Source organism: Caldovatus aquaticus, assembly GCF_019458025.1.
GTDB lineage: Bacteria > Pseudomonadota > Alphaproteobacteria > Acetobacterales > Acetobacteraceae > Caldovatus > Caldovatus aquaticus.
Map to the genome: position 1 here is coordinate 1 of NZ_JAHZUY010000072.1, position 17,011 is coordinate 17,011.

Annotated in this window: 11 protein-coding genes; 3 read left to right on the forward strand and 8 right to left on the reverse strand. The window is 76.8% G+C overall.

From position 1 onward, the window contains the following. Nucleotides 1–3 precede the first annotated feature (3 nt). The 5 genes from K1J50_RS16780 to K1J50_RS16800 all read right to left on the reverse strand — a co-directional run bounded on the left by K1J50_RS16780 (nt 4) and on the right by K1J50_RS16800 (nt 6,753). Complete coding sequence (locus K1J50_RS16780; RefSeq protein ID WP_220118914.1) at nt 4–1,278, reverse strand: AAA family ATPase; 1,275 nt, start codon at nt 1,276–1,278, stop codon at nt 4–6. An 18-nt stretch (nt 1,279–1,296) separates the two neighbouring features. Continuing rightward, entirely contained in the window at nt 1,297–2,196 is a 900-nt protein-coding gene (gene cpaB, locus K1J50_RS16785) for a Flp pilus assembly protein CpaB (protein WP_220118915.1), read from the reverse strand. A gap of 466 nt (nt 2,197–2,662) precedes the next feature. Further along, on the reverse strand, nt 2,663–2,848 hold the full coding sequence (locus K1J50_RS16790; RefSeq protein WP_220118916.1) for a Flp family type IVb pilin: 186 nt from the start codon (nt 2,846–2,848) through the stop codon (nt 2,663–2,665). Between the two features lie 440 nt (nt 2,849–3,288). Next, a complete protein-coding gene (locus K1J50_RS16795; protein ID WP_220118917.1) occupies nt 3,289–5,655 on the reverse strand; it encodes a xanthine dehydrogenase family protein molybdopterin-binding subunit in 2,367 nt (788 codons plus the stop codon). 96 nt (nt 5,656–5,751) lie between these two features. Next, on the reverse strand, nt 5,752–6,753 hold the full coding sequence (locus K1J50_RS16800) for a Bug family tripartite tricarboxylate transporter substrate binding protein (protein WP_220118918.1): 1,002 nt from the start codon (nt 6,751–6,753) through the stop codon (nt 5,752–5,754). A 283-nt stretch (nt 6,754–7,036) separates the two neighbouring features. On the opposite strand from K1J50_RS16800, the gene K1J50_RS16805 reads away from it, so the two are divergent. Further along, nucleotides 7,037–7,879, forward strand: a complete 843-nt coding sequence (locus tag K1J50_RS16805) for an amidohydrolase family protein (RefSeq protein WP_220118919.1) — start codon at nt 7,037–7,039, stop codon at nt 7,877–7,879. 169 nt (nt 7,880–8,048) lie between these two features. Here the strand turns inward: K1J50_RS16805 and K1J50_RS16810 are convergent, their stop codons facing one another. Next, nucleotides 8,049–8,465, reverse strand: a complete 417-nt coding sequence (locus K1J50_RS16810; RefSeq protein WP_220118920.1) for a hypothetical protein — start codon at nt 8,463–8,465, stop codon at nt 8,049–8,051. A 1,153-nt stretch (nt 8,466–9,618) separates the two neighbouring features. Between K1J50_RS16810 and K1J50_RS16815 the strand changes: the two genes are divergently transcribed. Next, nucleotides 9,619–10,017, forward strand: a complete 399-nt coding sequence (locus tag K1J50_RS16815) for a hypothetical protein (RefSeq protein ID WP_220118921.1) — start codon at nt 9,619–9,621, stop codon at nt 10,015–10,017. A gap of 423 nt (nt 10,018–10,440) precedes the next feature. Here K1J50_RS16815 and K1J50_RS16820 read toward each other — a convergent pair whose 3' ends face one another. Both K1J50_RS16820 and treS read right to left on the reverse strand, forming a co-directional pair. Beyond that, nucleotides 10,441–11,898: an MFS transporter gene (locus K1J50_RS16820; protein ID WP_220118922.1), complete on the reverse strand. Its 1,458-nt coding sequence runs from the start codon at nt 11,896–11,898 to the stop codon at nt 10,441–10,443. Between the two features lie 115 nt (nt 11,899–12,013). Beyond that, a complete protein-coding gene (treS, locus tag K1J50_RS16825) occupies nt 12,014–15,337 on the reverse strand; it encodes a maltose alpha-D-glucosyltransferase (protein ID WP_220118923.1) in 3,324 nt (1,107 codons plus the stop codon). Nucleotides 15,338–15,849: 512 nt separating this feature from the next. Between treS and K1J50_RS16830 the strand changes: the two genes are divergently transcribed. Then, nucleotides 15,850–17,011, forward strand: a 1,162-nt coding sequence (locus tag K1J50_RS16830; protein ID WP_220118924.1) for a serine/threonine-protein kinase, incomplete at its 3' end; no start/stop codon positions are given.

Below are 17,011 nucleotides of genomic sequence, written 5' to 3' on the forward strand. Positions count from 1 at the left end.
GGCTCATCCGAACAGCCTCCGCAGCAGGCCGCGCCGCGCCGGCGGCTTCCGGCCGCCCTCGGCGCTGATCGAACCGACCTCGCGCGCCAGGGCGAGGATCGCGTCCCGGAACGGGCCGCGCCGTGCCGCCGCCGGCTCGCCGAGATCCGCGGCGCCGGGGACCAGCCGGGGCAGCCAGGGCACCACCAGGTCCGGCGGCCCGCCGAGCGCCTCCTTCACCTGCGCCAGGGTCAGCCCGCCCGGCTGCCCGGCGCGATTGAGCAGCGTCAGGGCCCGCCGCGCCTGCGCCGGCGCGTTCGGCAGCGCGGCCCAGCGCAGGACCTCCCGCGCCCCGGCCAGCGCCGGGTCGAAGACGAGGACGCGCTGATGCGCGAGGTCGAGCGTCTCGCGCAGCAGCGGGCCGGCGCGGGCCGGCATGTCCACCACGACGAGGTTGAACCGCCGGCGCAGCAGCGCCACCAGCCGCGCCATCGCGCCCGGCACCGCCGCCGGCGCGTCGAGCAGCCGCTCCTCGGCCGCCAGCACCTGCAGCCGCTCCCCGGCCGGCTGGGCGGTGCGCTCGACGAACAGCTCGTCCACCCGCTCGGGATGCTCGAGCGCGGCGCGCAGCCCCGCCGTGGTGCGCGCGCCGAGCAGCAGCGCCGCCGCGCCGCCGAGCAGGTCGCCGTCCAGCAGCACGGTGTGCCGCCGCGCCTCCTCGCCGAAATGCCAGGCGAGATTCGCCGCGACGGTCGTGGCCCCGACGCCGCCCCGCACCCCGGCCACCACGATCACCCGCCCGCCGCGCAGATGCACCTCGCCGCCGCGCAGCGCAACGCCCTGCAGGAACGGCCCGAAGTGCCGCGCCACGATCTCGTGGCTGAGCGGCTTGTAGAGGTATTCGAGCACGCCGAGGCCGCGGGTGAGCTTGCGGTAGAAGCCGGAATCCCGGTCGTCCCCCACCACCAGCACGCGGACGTCGGGCTCGACCACCTCGGCGAGGTCCTCCAGCGCCGAGAGCGGCTGCTCGATGCCCGAGACGTCCACCACCAGCACCTCGGGCGACGGGGCGCGGCTCAGCGCCTTGGTCGCGGCCCGCACGTCGCCGCGGCGCACCTGCGCCCCCTCCCCGGCCAGGCCGAGGAGCGCCTCGCGCAGCACCGCCTCGGTCGCGGCATCGGTGGTGAAGGCGTAGAGCGGCGGACGCTGCGGCAGCGCCGCGCCGGCGGCCGCCGCCGGCGCGTCCGGCATCGCCTCCGCCGCCACCGCCGCGTCCGCCTCATCCCCCTCGATCGCCATCGCCACCTCCTCGCCCCGTCACCGGAAGCGGATCTCCTGCGCCCCCTCGCCCCCCTGGATGATCCGCACCACCGAGCCCGGCGGCCGCGGCAGCGCCGGGTCGCGCACCAGCGCGGCCGAGACGTCGCCGCCCCAGACCGGATGCGGCGGCTGCGGCGGCTCTGGCGCCGCCGGGGGCGGAAACGCGGCCGCGGCCTCCGCCGGCGGCGCGCCGGCCGCCCGCAGCGCCAGCGACAGGCGTCCCATGCCGCTCGCGAGGGCGACGCGGGTCGCCTGCTCGGGCGTCACCTCCAGCGTCACCGTGCGCAGCGTGTCGCGGACCACGTCCGGACCGCCCGGCTGGACTCCCTGCACCAGGTGCCGGTCCACCGCGATCACGCGCGCCCCGGCGAGCACCAGTTCGCCCACGTGCCGCCGGGCCAGGGGCAGCGCCGGATCGGCGAGATGCTGGACCAGGATCACGTCCACCCGGTCGCCGGGCCAGATCAGGCCGGCCGCGCCGGTCACCTGGTCCACGCCGACCGTCACCGCGCGCATCCCCGGCGCCAGCACCGCGGCGAGGAAGCCGCTCTCGCCGGCGCGCAGCAGGCCGGCGGCGCGCAGCGGCTCGCCCGGCAGCAGGCTGCGGCGCACCATGGCCCCGAGCACCTCGGCACGGGCGCCCGGCGTGTCCCGGAAACCGTCCGCCGGCGCCTCCTCGCCCGGCAGCTCGCGCGCGGCGACGTCCTCGGGCTTGAGCAGCGTGCCGGCCGGCACCGGCCGGGCGGCGACGAGCAGCGCCTGGCGCGGCGCCGGGACCGCCTCCGCCGCCGGGTCCGGACGCTCCGCCGGGGCCGGCGGGAAGGCGGCGGTGGCGATCAGCCCGACCCCGACCGCCGCGAGACCGAGCAGGGCCACGAGGATCAGCCTCAGCGCCATGGGCGGACGCCTCCCGCGCCGGAAAAGGCCGCCAGGCGGACCCCGCCGCCGCGGCGCGGGCGAGCCGCCTGCCGCGGCGCCCCGCTCCGGATCGGCGAGGCGGCGCGGCGGGGGATCCGGCCCGGCGCGCGGCATGCGGCGGCCGGCACCCCGTCCGCCGGCGCCCCGGCGCGCGGCATCGCGGCAGGAGCGCCCGCCGACTCCGCCCGGGCGACCGCGCCCCCCGGCCCGGCGGGCGCGCGCGCCGCGGCGGCCGGCAGGACCGCCAGCCCCGCCCACGGCAGAACGGACGTCGGATCGGGGATCGGCATGGCCTGCAACTGTCCGGCCTGCGGGTGAATCAAGCGTAAGTGCCCCGCAACGCTGCGGGCGACGAGCCGCGAAGACCCGTCGCCCGCCGAGCGGCCGCTGCCGGTCTCGCGCCGCGACCGGCGGCCCCCGGCGCCGGTCGCCGCGGCAAGCGCGGTCAGCCGCCGGTCACGAACTTGCTGGAGAGGCTGGTGAAGAAGTTCCCGAGATTGCCGCCGACCGCGGTGAGGCCGGCGATGATCGCCACCGCAATGAAGGCGGCGATCAGGCCGTACTCCATCGCCGCCACGCCGCGCGTGTCGGCCCGCAAGGCCGCAATCCGGGACCAGAGGGAACGGGTCATGCTCCGTCTCCGCGCTCGGCACGCCAGCCGGCCGGCCGGCGCGCACGGGGAACCGGGCATCCTGCCCGCATCATCGGACCGGCCTCGCCGCCCCCCACCGGCCGCAAGCGGGCCGGAGCGTGCGGCAGCCTGTCCCGCAGGCATGGTGGGCGCGCAGGGTTAAGAGGAGGTTTCCGTCTGTCTCGGCCAGGGGCGTTTCCGATCGGCGGGACGCGCGGCGACGGCCCCGGACTGTTGTCTGCCAGGCGGATCCACGCTCCCCGCCGTTCCCAGCCGTTCGCGATCCGCGCCGGCGCGCCCCGGACGGCCGGTCCTGCCGCCGGGGACGCAGCCCGCGCCAAGCCGCAGGCGCCCGCGGCCGGCCGCGGGCGCCGCGAGGGCGCCGGCCCGCCGCACGGGGCCGGTTCGCGCGCGCCCGGCTCCGGCCGGACGCGGCCGGGTCAGCCCCGCCGCGCCTCCCGGATCGCGCGCCAGATCCGCTCCGGCGTGGCCGGCATGTCGATGTGGCGGATGCCGAACTCGGACAGCGCGTCCACCAGCGCGTTCATCACCGCCGGCAGCGACCCGGCGCAGCCCGCCTCGCCGCAGCCCTTGGCGCCGAGCGGGTTGGTCTTCGCCGGCACCGGATGGCTGCCGAAGGCGATCGGCGGCACGTCGTCGGCCCGCGGCAGCGCGTAGTCCATGAAGGAGCCGGTCAGCGGCTGCCCGTCCTCGCTGTACACGGTGCGCTCGAGCAGGGCCTGGCCGATGCCCTGCGCGATCCCGCCATGCGCCTGGCCCGCGACGAGCAGCGGATTGACGATGGTGCCGAAGTCGTTGACCGTGACGTAGCGCACCACCTCGGCGATGCCGGTCTCGGGATCCACCTCCACCTCGGCGACGTGGCAGCCGTTCGGGAAGGCCATCGGCGCCTGGTCGAAGACGTGGCGCACGTCGAGGCTGTCCGGGACGCCCTCAGGCAGCGTGCCCCGCCGCTTCTCCTCGCGCAGCGCCGCGGCGAGCTCCATGATGCCGATGCCGCGGTCGGTGCCGGCGATGGCGAAGCGGCCCGCCGCGAACTCGATGTCGGCGGGCGCCGCCTCCAGCACGTGGGCGGCGGCGAGCCTGCCCTTCTCGATCACCTTGGCCGAGGCCTCGATGATCGCCGCCCCCGAGGCCATCAAGGACTTCGACCCGCCGGTGCCGCCGCCGGCGATCAGCTCGTCGGAATCGCCCTGCACCAGGCGGATCTTCTCGAACGGCACGCCGAGGTGCTGGTGCAGCACCTGGGCGAAGGGCGTCCAGTGGCCCTGGCCGTAGTCCAGCGTGCCGGTGGTGATGGTCACCGTCCCGTCCGGCTCGAAGCGGATGCCGCCCTGCTCCTTCATCGGCGGCGCGGTGCATTCGAGGAAGTTGCCGATCCCCCGGCCGCGCAGCCGGCCGCGCGCGCGGCTCTCCGCCCTGCGCGCCGGGAAGCCGTCCCAGTCGGCGGCGCGCAGCGCCTCCTCGAGGATGGCGGAGAACTCGCCGCTGTCGTACACGCTGCCGGAGGCGGCGGCGTAGGGAAGCTGGTCGGGGCGGATGTGGTTGCGCCGGCGCAGCTCGATCGGATCGCGCCCGGTCTCCCTCGCCGCTGCCTCGATCAGCCGTTCCATGAAGTAGTTGCCCTCGGGCCGGCCGGCGCCGCGATAGGCGGAGACGGGGGTGGTGTTGGTCAGCACGCACCTGGTCGCCACCTCGATCAGCGGGGTGGCGTAGTTGCTCTGCACGTTCTTGACGTAGTTGCCGGTGGCCATCAGCGGCGCCACCGGCGAGAGATAGGCGCCCATGTTGGCGAAGGCCGTGAGCCGCACGGCGAGGAACCTCCCCTCCCCGTCGAGCGCCAGCTCCGCCACCACCTCGTGGTCGCGCCCGTGCTGGTCGGAGAGGAAGGAGCCGGTGCGCTCGTCGGTCCACTTCACCGGGCGGCCGAGCACCTTCGCCGCGTGCAGGACGCAGACATACTCCGGATAGACGTTCGCCTTCATGCCGAAGGAGCCGCCGACATTGCCGGTCAGCACGCGGACCTTCTCCGCCGGCACCTTCAGGATGTCGCCGGCGAGCTGGGCGCGCATGCCGAACACGCCCTGGCTGCCGGCGCGCAGGATCCAGCGCCCCTGCCGCGCGTCGTACTCGCCGATCGCGCTGCGCGGCTCCATCGGCGCCACGACCACGCGGTTGTTGCGGATGGCGAGGCGCGTGACGTGCGCGGCGCGCGCGAAGGCCTCCGCCACCCTGGCGGCGTCGCCGTAGTGGAAGTCGAGGACGACGTTGCCCGGGATGTCGTCGTAGAGCTGCGGCGCCCCCGGCGCGGCGGCGGCCGAGGCCTCGGTCACCGCCGGCAGCGGCTCGATGTCGAGGACCACCGCCTCCGCCGCGTCCTTTGCCGCCGCCTTCGACTCCGCGACCACGAAGGCGACCGGGTCGCCGACGAAGCGCACCTTGTCGGTGGCGAGCGCCGGGCGCTCGGTGCTCTTCAGCGGCGAGCCGTCGCGGTTGCGGAGCGGCATCCCGCAGCGCAGCGGCCCGTAGCCCGCGGCCGCCAGGTCGGCGCCGGTGAACACGGCGAGCACGCCCGGCATGGCGCGCGCGGCGTCGGTGTCGATCCCGCGGATCACGCCGTGCGCGTAGGGGCTGCGCACCACGTAGCCATAGGCCTGCCCGGGCAGCGAGAGGTCGTCGGTGTAGCGCCCCTCGCCGCGCAGCAGGACCGGGTCCTCGTTGCGCGGGACGGGCTGGCCGATGCCGAACCTGAGGCGCGTCGGATCGGGCATGGTCGTATCGGGCATGCTGCTCTGGCCTCGTCGTCTCTCGGGGATGCGCGAGGTTAGGCCAGGGCGGGCAGGCTGGCGACCCCGGGGGCCGGGGCCGCCTCCGGGCGCGGCCTAGCGCTGCGGCTGCGCCCCGGTCTCGGCCAGGATCGCGGCCCAGCGCCGCGCCTCGCGCGCCATCAGCGCCGCGGCCTCGGCGGGCGTGCCGCCCACCACCCGCTCCGCGCCGAGCTCCGCGAGTCGCGCGCGGATCGCCGGCTCGCGCAGCACCGCCGCGATCTCGCGCGACAGCCGCTCCACGACCGGTGCCGGCGTGCGGGCCGGGGCGAGCACCACCTGGAACACGGCGAAGGTCGCCTCCGGGTAGCCGGCCTCCACGACCGTCGGCACCTCCGGCATCACCGGGCTGCGCTGCGGGGCGGAGACGACGAGGGCGCGCGCCTGCCCGCCGCGCGCCAGCGCGAAGCCGGTCGGCCCCGCGTCGTAGAGCATGTCGAGCCGCCCCGCGGCGAGGTCCTGCGCGGCGGGCCCGCTGCCGCGGTAGGCCACCTCCTGCATCCGGATCCCCGCCGCGCGGAGGAACAGCAGGCTGACGAGCTGCAGCACGCCGCCGCCGCCGGTGCTGCCATAGGTCAGCCGCCCCGGCGCGGCGCGCGCGGCGGCGACGAGCTCGGCGACCGTCCGCCACGGCGCGCCGGGCGGCACCAGCAGCACCATCGGGCTCTCGGCGATCACCGAGACGGCGGCGAAGTCGCCCTCCGGGTCGAAGTCGAGGCGCAGATAGAGCGGGCGCAGCACCACATGCCCGTTGTTGGTGAACAGGAAGGTCGCGCCATCCGCCGCGGCGCGCGCGACCAGACCGGCGCCGATCGCGCCGCCCGCGCCGCTGCGGTTCTCCACCACCACGCGCTGCGGCAGGCGCTGCGACAGCGCGTCGGCGAGGATGCGCGCGATCAGGTCGGTCGGTCCGCCGGCGGCATAGGGCACCACCCAGCGCAGCGGCCGGTCGGGCCAGTCCGGCGCGGGCTGCGCGCGGGCCGGCGCGACGGCGCCGAGCAGCGCGCCGGCCAGGGCGCCTCCGGCGATGGCGGCCCGCCGCCGCGTTGCTCGAAGCATGACGCGTCCTCCCCGCTGCGGCTGCGCGGGCGTCCGCCCGCGCGGGTCGCGATCATGGCCGCGGCGGGCGGGAGGGACAACGTCCCGGGCGCCGGGCGCCGCGCCGCCTTCCCGTCCCGGCCGCGGCAGCACGGAAGCGAGGCGAGGAAGCGCCTCCCGCCGCGCCGCGGCGGCGCTGGCCGTCCTTGAAGGAGAGCAGGCCGCGCCGTAGCGTCCCGCGGCGGCGGCGCGGGGCCTGCGGCATGCCCGCCGCGAAGGGCGCCGGCTGGCGGAGGAGGACATCATGGTCACCATCGACGCCCAGGTGCACGCCTACGAACGCAACCACCCGGGCCGTCCGTGGGCGGAGGCCCTGCCCGGTCCGCCCGAGGTCACGGGCGACGACCTGGTGGCCGCCATGGATGCAGTCGGGGTGGACGGCGCGGTGCTCGTCTCCGTCTTCACGATGTACCGCTACGACGCCAGCTACGCGCTCGCGGTGCGGGCGAAGCACCCCGGCCGCTTCGCGCTGGTCAAGCCGGTGGACCCGTCCGATCCCGCGGTGGACGACACCATCGCCGACTGGGCCGCCACGCCCGGCGCGGTCGGCATCCGGATCATGATGCGGGGCGCGGTGCCGGCCGATCCTGCCGATCCGGGGCTCAACCGCGTGCTGGCCGCGGCGAGGCGGCATTCCCTGCCGGTCAACCTGCTGGCCTACGGGCGGCTGGACCAGGTCCGCCAGCTCGCGGCGCGCCATCCCGATACGCAGCTCGTGATCGACCACCTCGGCCTGCCGCAGCCCTTCGCGCCGCCGCCGCCCGCGGAGCCCTGGGCCGACCTGCCGAAGCTGCTGGCGCTCGCGCCGCACGACAACGTCGCGGTGAAGGTCACCGGGGCCTGCACGCTGTCGCACGAGCCCTTCCCCTACCGGGACATCTGGGACCCGCTCGGCCGCGTCTTCGACGCCTTCGGCCTCGACCGCTGCCTGTGGGGGACCGACTGGACGCGCGCCGTCGCCCTCCTCACCTACCGGCAGGGGGCGGACGCGTTCCGCCTCGCCGACCGGCTGTCGGACAGCGACCGCGCCCGGCTGATGGGCGGCACCGCGCAGCGGATCTACCGCTGGACGCCGTCGCGGGCCTGACCGCCGCCCGCCCGCAGGCCTCGGGAGCGGACGGCGCACGCCGTGGCGGGTCACGCTCCGCGCGGCGCGCCGGCCGGTGCGGGACCGGCGTCATGGCCGGCCCGTGCCGAAGGACGCGAGCGCCCCGCGGACGCCGCATCCTCGCCCCCGGCCGGCGCGCCGTGCCGGGTCAGGACGCGGCGGCCTTGCGCCCGGCCTCCGCGTCGCTTCCCGCGGCGACCCGGAAGGCCGCGTCGTTGGCGGCGCGCATGGCCTCGATCATGCGATCGAAGGCCTCGAGGCCGAGCTGCGCGAAATCCGGGAAGCCCGCTTCGGCCGGCGCGCGCCCGGCGTCCGTGGAGACCCGGAACGCCTGCAGCGTCGCCTCGATCGCGGCGTCCTGCTGGCGGCGCACGACGTCGCGGCCGAGGTCGAGCAGGGCGCGGTTGAAATCGAGCATCGCCCGCGCCCCCTCGACCGCCCAGAGCATGGGGCGGGCCGCCTCGGCGCAACCCGCCATCATCTCCCACATGTTCGCCGCAGAGGGCGGTGCCTCCGCCGTTCGGCCCGCTGCGCGGGAAATTTCCACCTTGCGTTCCATGGCCATCTCTCGCCTCCCTTTCGGTCGCCTGGCCCCGTCTCGGGCCCGCTGCGTGCCGCCTGCCGGCCGCGCCTCGCGTCCGCCGCGCGCGCGGCGGCAGGCCTCCCTGTCCCGGCCCGACCGTCGCCTTCTCGCCCCCGGCCATGGCGTGGCGGCGGCCGCGGACGAGCGCGCAGGGCGAGGCGCAGGGCGAGGCGCTGCCGAGGCCGCGGGGGGCGCGGTGCGGCCGGCGCCGCCGCTCCCGCTCCGGAGGGCGACGTCCGGGCCGACCGCGCGCCGCGCGCGCCGCTCCGGCGCCATCCGTTGCGCCATCGCCTCCTCCGCGCCCCTGGTGCGGTGCCGGCTCCCGGTCGGATGGCGCGCAAGAACGCACGGCCTGCGGACCGTCCCGGGCGCAGGGGCCGCCGCACGCGCGATGCCGTCCGGCCTGGCGATCGCGCGCGCCGCAGCACAAGCCACGAGCGCGTGAAAATTCCCCCGCGCCGATCCGGCAGGTCAAGTTGAAGAAGCGATCCCTTCCTGCGCGTGAAGCGGCACGAAGGCCGCGCAGCGGCGGTTCGGGCCCACGTTCCTGCCCGCGCGGCCCGACCGCCGCTTCCCGCGCGCCGGCAGCGCGCCGGTTGCCGTCCTGATCCAATTCGTCCCGGTTCGACGCCCGCCATGAGCGGACCTGGCGGCACGGGACACCGTGCGCGCCGGCCGGCCCCGCGGCACGGGCACCGCTGCGCTGCCGCGGCGCCGGTTGATCGCGATTAAGGGGCCGTGGGGGGCGCGGCAGCGGGCCACCGTGGCGCCGCCGCGGCGCCGGGCCGCGGCCGACGGCGGCCGCAGCGATTGAGCGGTCACTCAATTTCGTCTTGGCTTTCCGGCCCCGGCACACTCCGGGCCGGAGGAGACGTCCCATCCGTTCGGCAGCCGCACCCGCCGCCCGCGTCATCGCGGCGCAGGTCAAGGACGAGGCGCGGATCCGGGCGCGCCGCGCCCGGATCGCCGAGGCGGCGGCGCGCGTCTCCCGCGAGAAGGGCTGCCACACCGCGACCGTCCGCGATGTCGCCGGGCCGCCGGCCTCACCCAGGGCACGCTCTACAACTACGTCCGGTCGAAGGACGACATCCTCTACCTGGTCCACCAGGACCTGACCGCGCGCTCCACGGCCGACGTGGAGCGCGCGATCGCGGGCCTGACCGATCCGCAGGCGCGGCTCGGCGCGGCGATCCGCGCCTTCGTGCGCGCGATGCGCGAGCGGGATGCCGACATTCGCCTGATCCACCAGGAGACGCACGCGCTGGGACGCGAGTCGCGGCGCGCCGTCCTCGCCCAGACCGACGCCTTCATCCGCCTGTTCGCCGACCTCGTCGAGGCGGCGCGCCGGGACGGCCTTCCGATCAACGGCGCGCTGCGGCTCGCCGCCGACATCGTCACCTTCCTGCCGGCGATGCTCTCCCTGCGCCGCTGGCGGCTGCGCGCCATCGCGGACGGGCCGGACGGTGAGGCGGAGCTGGTCGCGTTCCTGCTGCGCGGCCTCGGCTACCCGGAGGAGACCGCCCATGGAGCTTGAAGGCCGCGCCCTGGTCGTCACCGGCGGCAGACGCGGGGTCGGGCGTGCCATCGCCCTCGCCGCCGCGCGCGCGGGCGCCGACGTCGCCCTGATCTACCGCAGCCGCGGCGAGGAGGCCGAGGGGCCGCAGAGCGCGATCCGCTGGACCAAGCTCGCGCTCAACAACCGGCTGCGGCAGGCGGGCCCGATCTGCGAGACGGCGCTGGCGATGGAGTTCCTCGGCTTCACCGGCCCCGAGCTGCCCGAGGGGGGCAGCGCTGCGCGAGAAGCGCGCCCCGCGCTTCCCGCCCGCAAGCCCGGTGTGACCGCCGCCGCGGCCCACGGGCGCGCCGCAGCGGGACAAACGGAACGCGCGGCGCGCCCGCCCGGGGATGGGGCGCGCCACCGCGGGGGCGCGACGAGCCGGGCGCGGCGCCTGCGCCGTCAGCCGCGGTCCGCGCCCGCGCGGCGGCGCGGCCGCCCGGTGACGTCGGCGCCGGCATCGGCGGGCAGGCGGGCGAAGAACGGGGCGGAGGCGAGCGCCACCAGCCCCGCCACCGCGAAGCCCGCCGCGAAGTCCGCCGGCGCCAGGGCATGCCGCCCGGCGAGCGCCGCGCTCGCCTCCAGGCTCGCGGTCGCCAGCACCACGCCGAGCGCCGGCGCCAGCTGCTGCGCCGTGCCGAAGAAGCGCGTCGCCGCGGAAAGCCTCTCCTGCGGCACCTCGGCGTAGGCCAGCGTGTTCAGCGCGGTGAACTGCAGGCTGCGCGCGAGCCCACCGAGGGCGAGCACGACGAACACCGCCGCCAGCGGCCAGGCGGCGGAGAAGAGGGCGCCCGCCGCGATGCCGGCGGCCGAGACGGCGGCGTTCCCGACCAGCGTCGCGCGGAAGCCGAAGCGGCGCAGGATCGGCCGCGCCAGCGGCTTCATCGCCAGCGCGCCGAGCGCGGTGGCGAGGGAGACCAGCCCGCTCTGCGCCGGCCCCTTGCCGAAGCCGAGCTGGAGCACGAGCGGCACCAGGAACGGCGTCGCCCCCGCGCCGATGCGGAACAGGCTGCCCGCCAGCACCGCCTTGTTGAACGCCGGGATCGCGAGCAGGCCGAGATCGAGCGCCGGCCGCGCCGCGCGCCGGCAATGCCGCACCGCGGCGAGACCGAAGGCGAGGCCGAGCGCGAGCCCCGCTTCCGCCGCACCGGCCGGCAGCACGCCGCGGCCCGCCGTCTCCAGCCCGAACATGAAGAAGGCCAGCGCGAGCCCGACCAGCGCCAGGCCCTTCCCGTCGGGCGGCCCCGGGTCGCCCGGCGGCACCGGCGGGATCTTCCAGGCAACCAGCACCAGGCCGAGCAGGCCGATCGGCAGGTTGAGGAGGAAGATCGCGCGCCAGCCGAGCGTCTCGGTGACCAGCCCGCCGAGCGGCGGCCCGGCGATCGGGCCGAGCAGCCCCGGCATGGTGAGCCAGGTCATCGCCGCGAGCATCTCCTCCTTGCGCACGCGCCGGAGCAGGAGGAGGCGGCCGACCGGCACCATCATCGCCCCGCCCAGGCCCTGCAGCACGCGGGCGGCGACGAGCTCGCCAAGCCCCGTGGCGCGTCCGCAGAGCGCCGAGGCGAGGGTGAAGACCACGATCGCGGCCATGAACACGCGCCGGGCGCCGAACCGGTCGGCGACCCAGCCGCTGAGCGGGATGAACACGGTGAGCGCGACGAGATAGGCGGTGATCGCGGCGCCGAGCCGCACCGGATCCTCGCCGAGGTCGCGCGCCATCGCCGGCAGGGCGGTGGCGACCGCCGCGCTGTCCAGGTTCTGCATGAACAGCGCGCTGGCGACGATGCTGGCGATCAGGCGCGGATCGGCGGCGGCGCGGCCGCGGCCGGCCTCGGGCGGGGATGACGGCGCCTCGCGCATGGGGCGAGGCTAGCGGGATCCGGCCGGCGGTCGAGGCGGCCGCAGCCGATCGGGCCGCCCGGCCCCGGCGAGCGGGCGGCGCCGGACCAACCCCCGGAAGCCCGGCCGGGCCGGCCTACCCCGCCGCCCCCACGAGCCGGTCGGCGATCGCGGCCAGGCCGCGGATCGCGGTGCTCAGCCACGCCGGGCGGTTCGCCGCCTCGTGGATGACGTCCTCGGCGGCGCGCTCGACCAGGAACAGATCGAGCAGGGCCGCCTCGGCCGCCGCCCGGGCCGCCGGGTCGCGGCCCGCCGCGACCGCCGGCGCCGCCTCGCGCCAGGCGTCGAGGAAGGCGCGTTCCGCCTCGGCGCGCCAGCGCCCGAGCAGGGCGAGGCGCCGCTCGGCCGGCGCGGCGGTCGCGGCCCCCGACGCCTCGGTCGCGGCCGCGACATGCGCGCCGTAGTCCAGGCTGCGCAGCAGGCCGGCCACGTCGCGCAGCGGGCTCGCCTTCGCCCGCCGCTCCTCGACGGGGCGCGCCGGGTCGCCCTCGAACCCGACGAACGCCGCATCGCCCTGGACGACCAGCACCTGGCCGAGATGGAAGTCGCCGTGGATGCGCGTCCGTAGAGCGCCCTCCGCGGCCCGGGAGAGGCGCCGCACCGTCCTCGCCAGCGGCGCCCGGCGCGCCAGGAGCGCCGCCACGAGCGCGGCCTCCTCGGCGTCCTTCCACTCGCGCCGGTCGGACAGCAGGCCGAGCGCCTGCTCCAGCCGGGCCAGGGCCCGCTCGCCCCAGTTCCGGCGCTCCGCCGCGCCGGCGCGCTCCGGCGCGAAGGCGGGATCGTCGGACGGCCGGGCGAGAAGGGCGTGCATCTCGCCGAGGCGCCGGCCGATCGCCGCCGCGAAGACGCGGTAGCCCGCGAACGGATCGGCGGGCACGGAATCGGTCAGCGCGGCCTCGTCCACCGCGCGCGCCAGCCAGTCGAGCGTCCAGCCCCAGCCGTCGCCCTGGTGGCGCACGAAGCCGCGCGCCAGCATCAGCGTGGTCGGCACGCCGTCCGGCGCCACGCGCACGACCTCGCCGAGCAGCGGGGCGCAGGCGGCGTAGCCGAGCGCCGCGAGGTGACCGGTCATCTCCGCCTCGGGATGGGGGCCGGGCCAGAGGCGCCGCAGCAGCTTCAGCACCACGGCCTCGCCGAACACCAGCGAGGAGCCCGAGGCGTCCGCCGGCAGGCGGCGGATCGCCGGCTCCCCCGCCGGCAGCTCGACGGTCGCGAGCCGGTCGGTCGGCCGGAAGCGGATCTCGCCCTGATCGGTCGCCAGCACGATGCGTTCCCGCAGGCAGGACAGCACCGCGCCGGGCAGGGCGTCGGCGGCGAAGGCGTCCGCGAGCAGGCCGATGCGCGCGCCGAGGCGCATGCGGGCGAGCACGAGCCGGGCCAGCGGCCCGCTCGCCGCGCCGTCGGCGATGCCCGCGAGCGGCAGGAAGTAGGTCTCGACCCGCTCCGGGCCGAGCCCGACCTCGAGCTCGGCCAGCGCGATGGTGCCGTTGGTGCCGGGCAGCGTCGCGGCGACGGAGAGGCGCACCGCGCCCGGCGGCAGCGGCCCGCGGACGCCGAACCAGCGCTGGCGGGGCAGCCAGCCGGGCAGCACCTCGCGCTCCAGCTCCTGGCGCACCTGCTCGCCGACGAGCTCCTGCGTGCCGGGGCGGAGCACGATGGTGCGCAGCTCGGGCAGGGTCTCGCCGGGCGCCACGTGCCAGGGCGGCAGGGCCTGCGGCGCCGGGGCGAGCCAGAACCAGAAGAAGCCGTAGGGGGCGAGGGTCAGCCGGTAGGGACGCTGCGGCTCGATCGGCGGGAAGTCGGTGCCGCCCAGCATCTCGACCGGCAGCCGCCCGGCGAGCGCGGAGAGGTCGAGCTCCACCGCCTGCGCGGCGCGGGAGAGGTTGAAGACGCAGAGGATCGAATCGCCCTCGTGCTCGCGCAGATAGGCGAGCACCTTGCGGTTCTCGGGGTAGAGCAGGCGCATGGCGCCGCGGCCGAAGGCGCGGCTGCGCTTGCGGAGCGCCAGCATCCGCCGCATCCAGTTGAGCAGGCTGTGCGGGTCGCGCGACTGCGCCTCGACGTTCACCGCCTGGTAGCCGTAGAGCGGGTTCTGGATCACCGGCAGCACGAGCTGGGCCGGATCGGCGCGCGAGAAGCCGCCGTTGCGGTCGGGCGACCACTGCATCGGCGTACGCACCCCGTCGCGGTCGCCGAGGAAGATGTTGTCGCCCATGCCGATCTCGTCGCCGTAGTAGATCACCGGCGTGCCGGGCAGCGAGAGCAGGAGCGCGTTCATCAGCTCGATCCGCCGCCGGTCGCGCTCGAGCAGCGGGGCGAGGCGGCGGCGGATGCCGAGGTTGAGGCGGGCGCGCTTGTCGGCGGCGTAGGTCGCCCACAGGTAGTCGCGCTCGCGGTCGGTGACCATCTCGAGCGTCAGCTCGTCGTGGTTGCGCAGGAAGATGGCCCACTGGCAGCCGGGCGGCAGCTCGGGCGTCTGGCGCAGGATGTCGCTGATCGGGAAGCGGTCCTCCTGCGCGATCGCCATGTACATGCGCGGCATGAGCGGGAAGTGGAACGCCATGTGGCATTCGTCCCCGCTGCCGAAGTAGGGGAGCATGTCCTCCGGCCACTGGTTGGCCTCGGCGAGGAAGATGCGCCCCGGGTGGCGCTCGTCCATCGCGGCGCGGAGCTTCTTGAGCACCTCGTGGGTCTCGGGCAGGCTCTCGTTGCTCGTGCCCTCGCGCTCGACGAGGTAGGTCACGGCGTCGAGGCGGAAGCCGTCCACCCCGATGTCGAGCCAGAACCGCATGGCGCCGATGATCTCGCGCAGCACGCGCGGATTGTCGAAGTTGAGGTCGGGCTGGTGGCTGTAGAAGCGGTGCCAGTAGTAGGCCTTGGCGACCGGGTCCCAGGTCCAGTTGGAGGTCTCGACGTCGCTGAAGATGATGCGGGTGCCGGCGTAGCGGCGGTCGGTGTCCGACCAGACGTAGTAGTTGCGCCACACCGATCCGGGCCTGGCGCGCCGCGCCCGCTGGAACCAGGGGTGCTGGTCCGAGGTGTGGTTGATCACCAGGTCGGCGAGCACCTTCAGGCCGCGCGCGTGCGCCTCGCGCACGAAGCGGCGCGCGTCGGCGAGGGTGCCGTATTCGGGATGCACGCCGCGGTAGTCGGCGACGTCGTAGCCGTCGTCGCGGCGCGGGCTGGGGTAGAAGGGCAGCAGCCAGACCGTGTCCACGCCGAGCCCGGCGATGTAGTCGAGCTTCTGGATCAGCCCCGGGAAGTCGCCGACGCCGTCGTCGTTGGAGTCGAAGAAGCTTTTGACGTGGAGCTGGTAGATGACCGCGTCGCGCCACCAGTGCTCCTCGCGCGCCGGAACCGGATCGGCCGGCCCGGCCTCGCGCCCCGGGCGCGCCGTCATCGCGTCCCGCCCACGCGGATCCGGGGCGCGGCGCGCCGCGCCGGCCGGCGCCAGGGGCCGCGGCCATGGCGCCGCGGGCAGCGCGCCGGAACGCCCGCCACGGGCGCGCGGGCGCCTCGGGCCGCGCGGGCGGCCCCGGGCGGGGAGAGGGGACCCGGTTCGCAGCTGAGCATCGGCCGGCGCTGTTCAACCTCTTGGCGCGCGCGAAATCATGGCGCGGTCCGCGGTGCGGAATACCGGAAAACGCCCGCTCAGGCGATGCCTGCCGGCGCGGCCCTCGCCCCCGCCCGCCGCCGCGCCGCCGTCCCCGCCCCCGCCTGCGGCCGGGTCCCGCGCCGTCGCGACGAAGGGCGCGCCCCGCCGCTCCGCGCCTCCCGGGCGGAGGCCCGCCGACGGCGAGGACGGGCGCCGCCGCCAACACCCCCGCGACGCCGGGCCTCGCGGCACGGTAGGATGCGGCGGCGCCCGCCCCGGGCGGCGGTGCGGGACTGGCGCGAAGGGACCGGGACTTGATGGTACCGCAGGAGATCGGCGCGAAGTACGAGGTGCGCGGCACGCTCGGCAGCGGCGCCATGGGCACCGTGTACGACGCCTTTGACCGCCTGATCGAGCGGCGCGTCGCCATCAAGGTCGTCCGCAAGCCGCCCGGCGACGACGCCGAGGCGCGGGAGGCCGCCGCCCGCTTCCGCCGCGAGGCGCAGGCCGCCGGCCGGCTCGCCCACCCCTCGATCGTCGCCGTCTACGACTACGGCGAGAACGCCGAATACGCCTGGATCGTGATGGAGCTGGTCGAGGGCGGCTCGCTCAAGGACATCCTCGACCGCGGCGAGCGGCTGGCGCTGCCGCAGATCGTGCGGCTCATGGAGCAGGTGCTCGGCGCCCTCGCCTTCTCCCACCAGCGCGGCGTGGTGCACCGCGACATCAAGCCGGCGAACATCATGCTCACCGCGGACGGGCAGGTGAAGATCGCCGACTTCGGCATCGCCCGGCTCGAGAACTCCTCCATGACCCAGGTCGGCACCCTGATGGGCACGCCGAGCTACATGGCGCCGGAGCAGTTCCGCGGCGAGCCGGTGGACGCGCGGGCCGACATCTGGGCCGCGGGCGTCGTGCTCTACCAGCTCCTCACCGGCGAGAAGCCGTTCGAGGGCGGCTTCAACGCGGTGATGCACAAGGCCCTGAACACCGAGCCGCCGCCGCCCTCCACCCTGTCCGTGACCGCGCCGCGCGGCTTCGATTCGGTGGTGGCGCGGGCCATGGCGAAGCGGCCGGAGGACCGCTTCCCGACCGCGACCGCCTTCGCCGAGGCGATCCGCGCTGCCGCCAGCGCCCCGGCAGCGGCCGCGCCGGCGGGCGCGGCGACCGCCGGGGTGGCGGCCGGTCCCGCGCCGGAGATCGCCGGCGGCGCCGGCTTCGGCGAGACCGCCCTGCCCTTCGCCGACGCGGACGCCACGGTGGTCGCCGGCCAGGGCGCGGCACGGGCGGCGGCGCCGGCACCGCCGGGCGGCGGCGCGGCGGCCGAAGGACCCGGACGGCGCACCGGCGGCGCCCCGCCGCAGCGGCCGGCCGGGGCGGCGGGGGATGGCGCCGCCGGGCGGCGGAGCCGGGTCCTGGTCGGGGGCGGCGCGGCGGCGCTCGTCGCGGCGGTCGCGGGCGCGTGGTTCCTGGCGATCG

Bases quoted from the DNA above. Each gene is read 5' to 3' on its own strand.
- K1J50_RS16780 (WP_220118914.1), bottom strand. From the start codon at position 1,278: ATGGCGATCGAGGGGGATGAGGCGGACGCGGCGGTGGCGGCGGAGGCG.
- cpaB (WP_220118915.1), bottom strand. From the start codon at position 2,196: ATGGCGCTGAGGCTGATCCTCGTGGCCCTGCTCGGTCTCGCGGCGGTC.
- K1J50_RS16790 (WP_220118916.1), bottom strand. From the start codon at position 2,848: ATGACCCGTTCCCTCTGGTCCCGGATTGCGGCCTTGCGGGCCGACACG.
- K1J50_RS16795 (WP_220118917.1), bottom strand. From the start codon at position 5,655: ATGCCCGATACGACCATGCCCGATCCGACGCGCCTCAGGTTCGGCATC.
- K1J50_RS16800 (WP_220118918.1), bottom strand. From the start codon at position 6,753: ATGCTTCGAGCAACGCGGCGGCGGGCCGCCATCGCCGGAGGCGCCCTG.
- K1J50_RS16805 (WP_220118919.1), top strand. From the start codon at position 7,037: ATGGTCACCATCGACGCCCAGGTGCACGCCTACGAACGCAACCACCCG.
- K1J50_RS16810 (WP_220118920.1), bottom strand. From the start codon at position 8,465: ATGGCCATGGAACGCAAGGTGGAAATTTCCCGCGCAGCGGGCCGAACG.
- K1J50_RS16820 (WP_220118922.1), bottom strand. From the start codon at position 11,898: ATGCGCGAGGCGCCGTCATCCCCGCCCGAGGCCGGCCGCGGCCGCGCC.
- treS (WP_220118923.1), bottom strand. From the start codon at position 15,337: ATGACGGCGCGCCCGGGGCGCGAGGCCGGGCCGGCCGATCCGGTTCCG.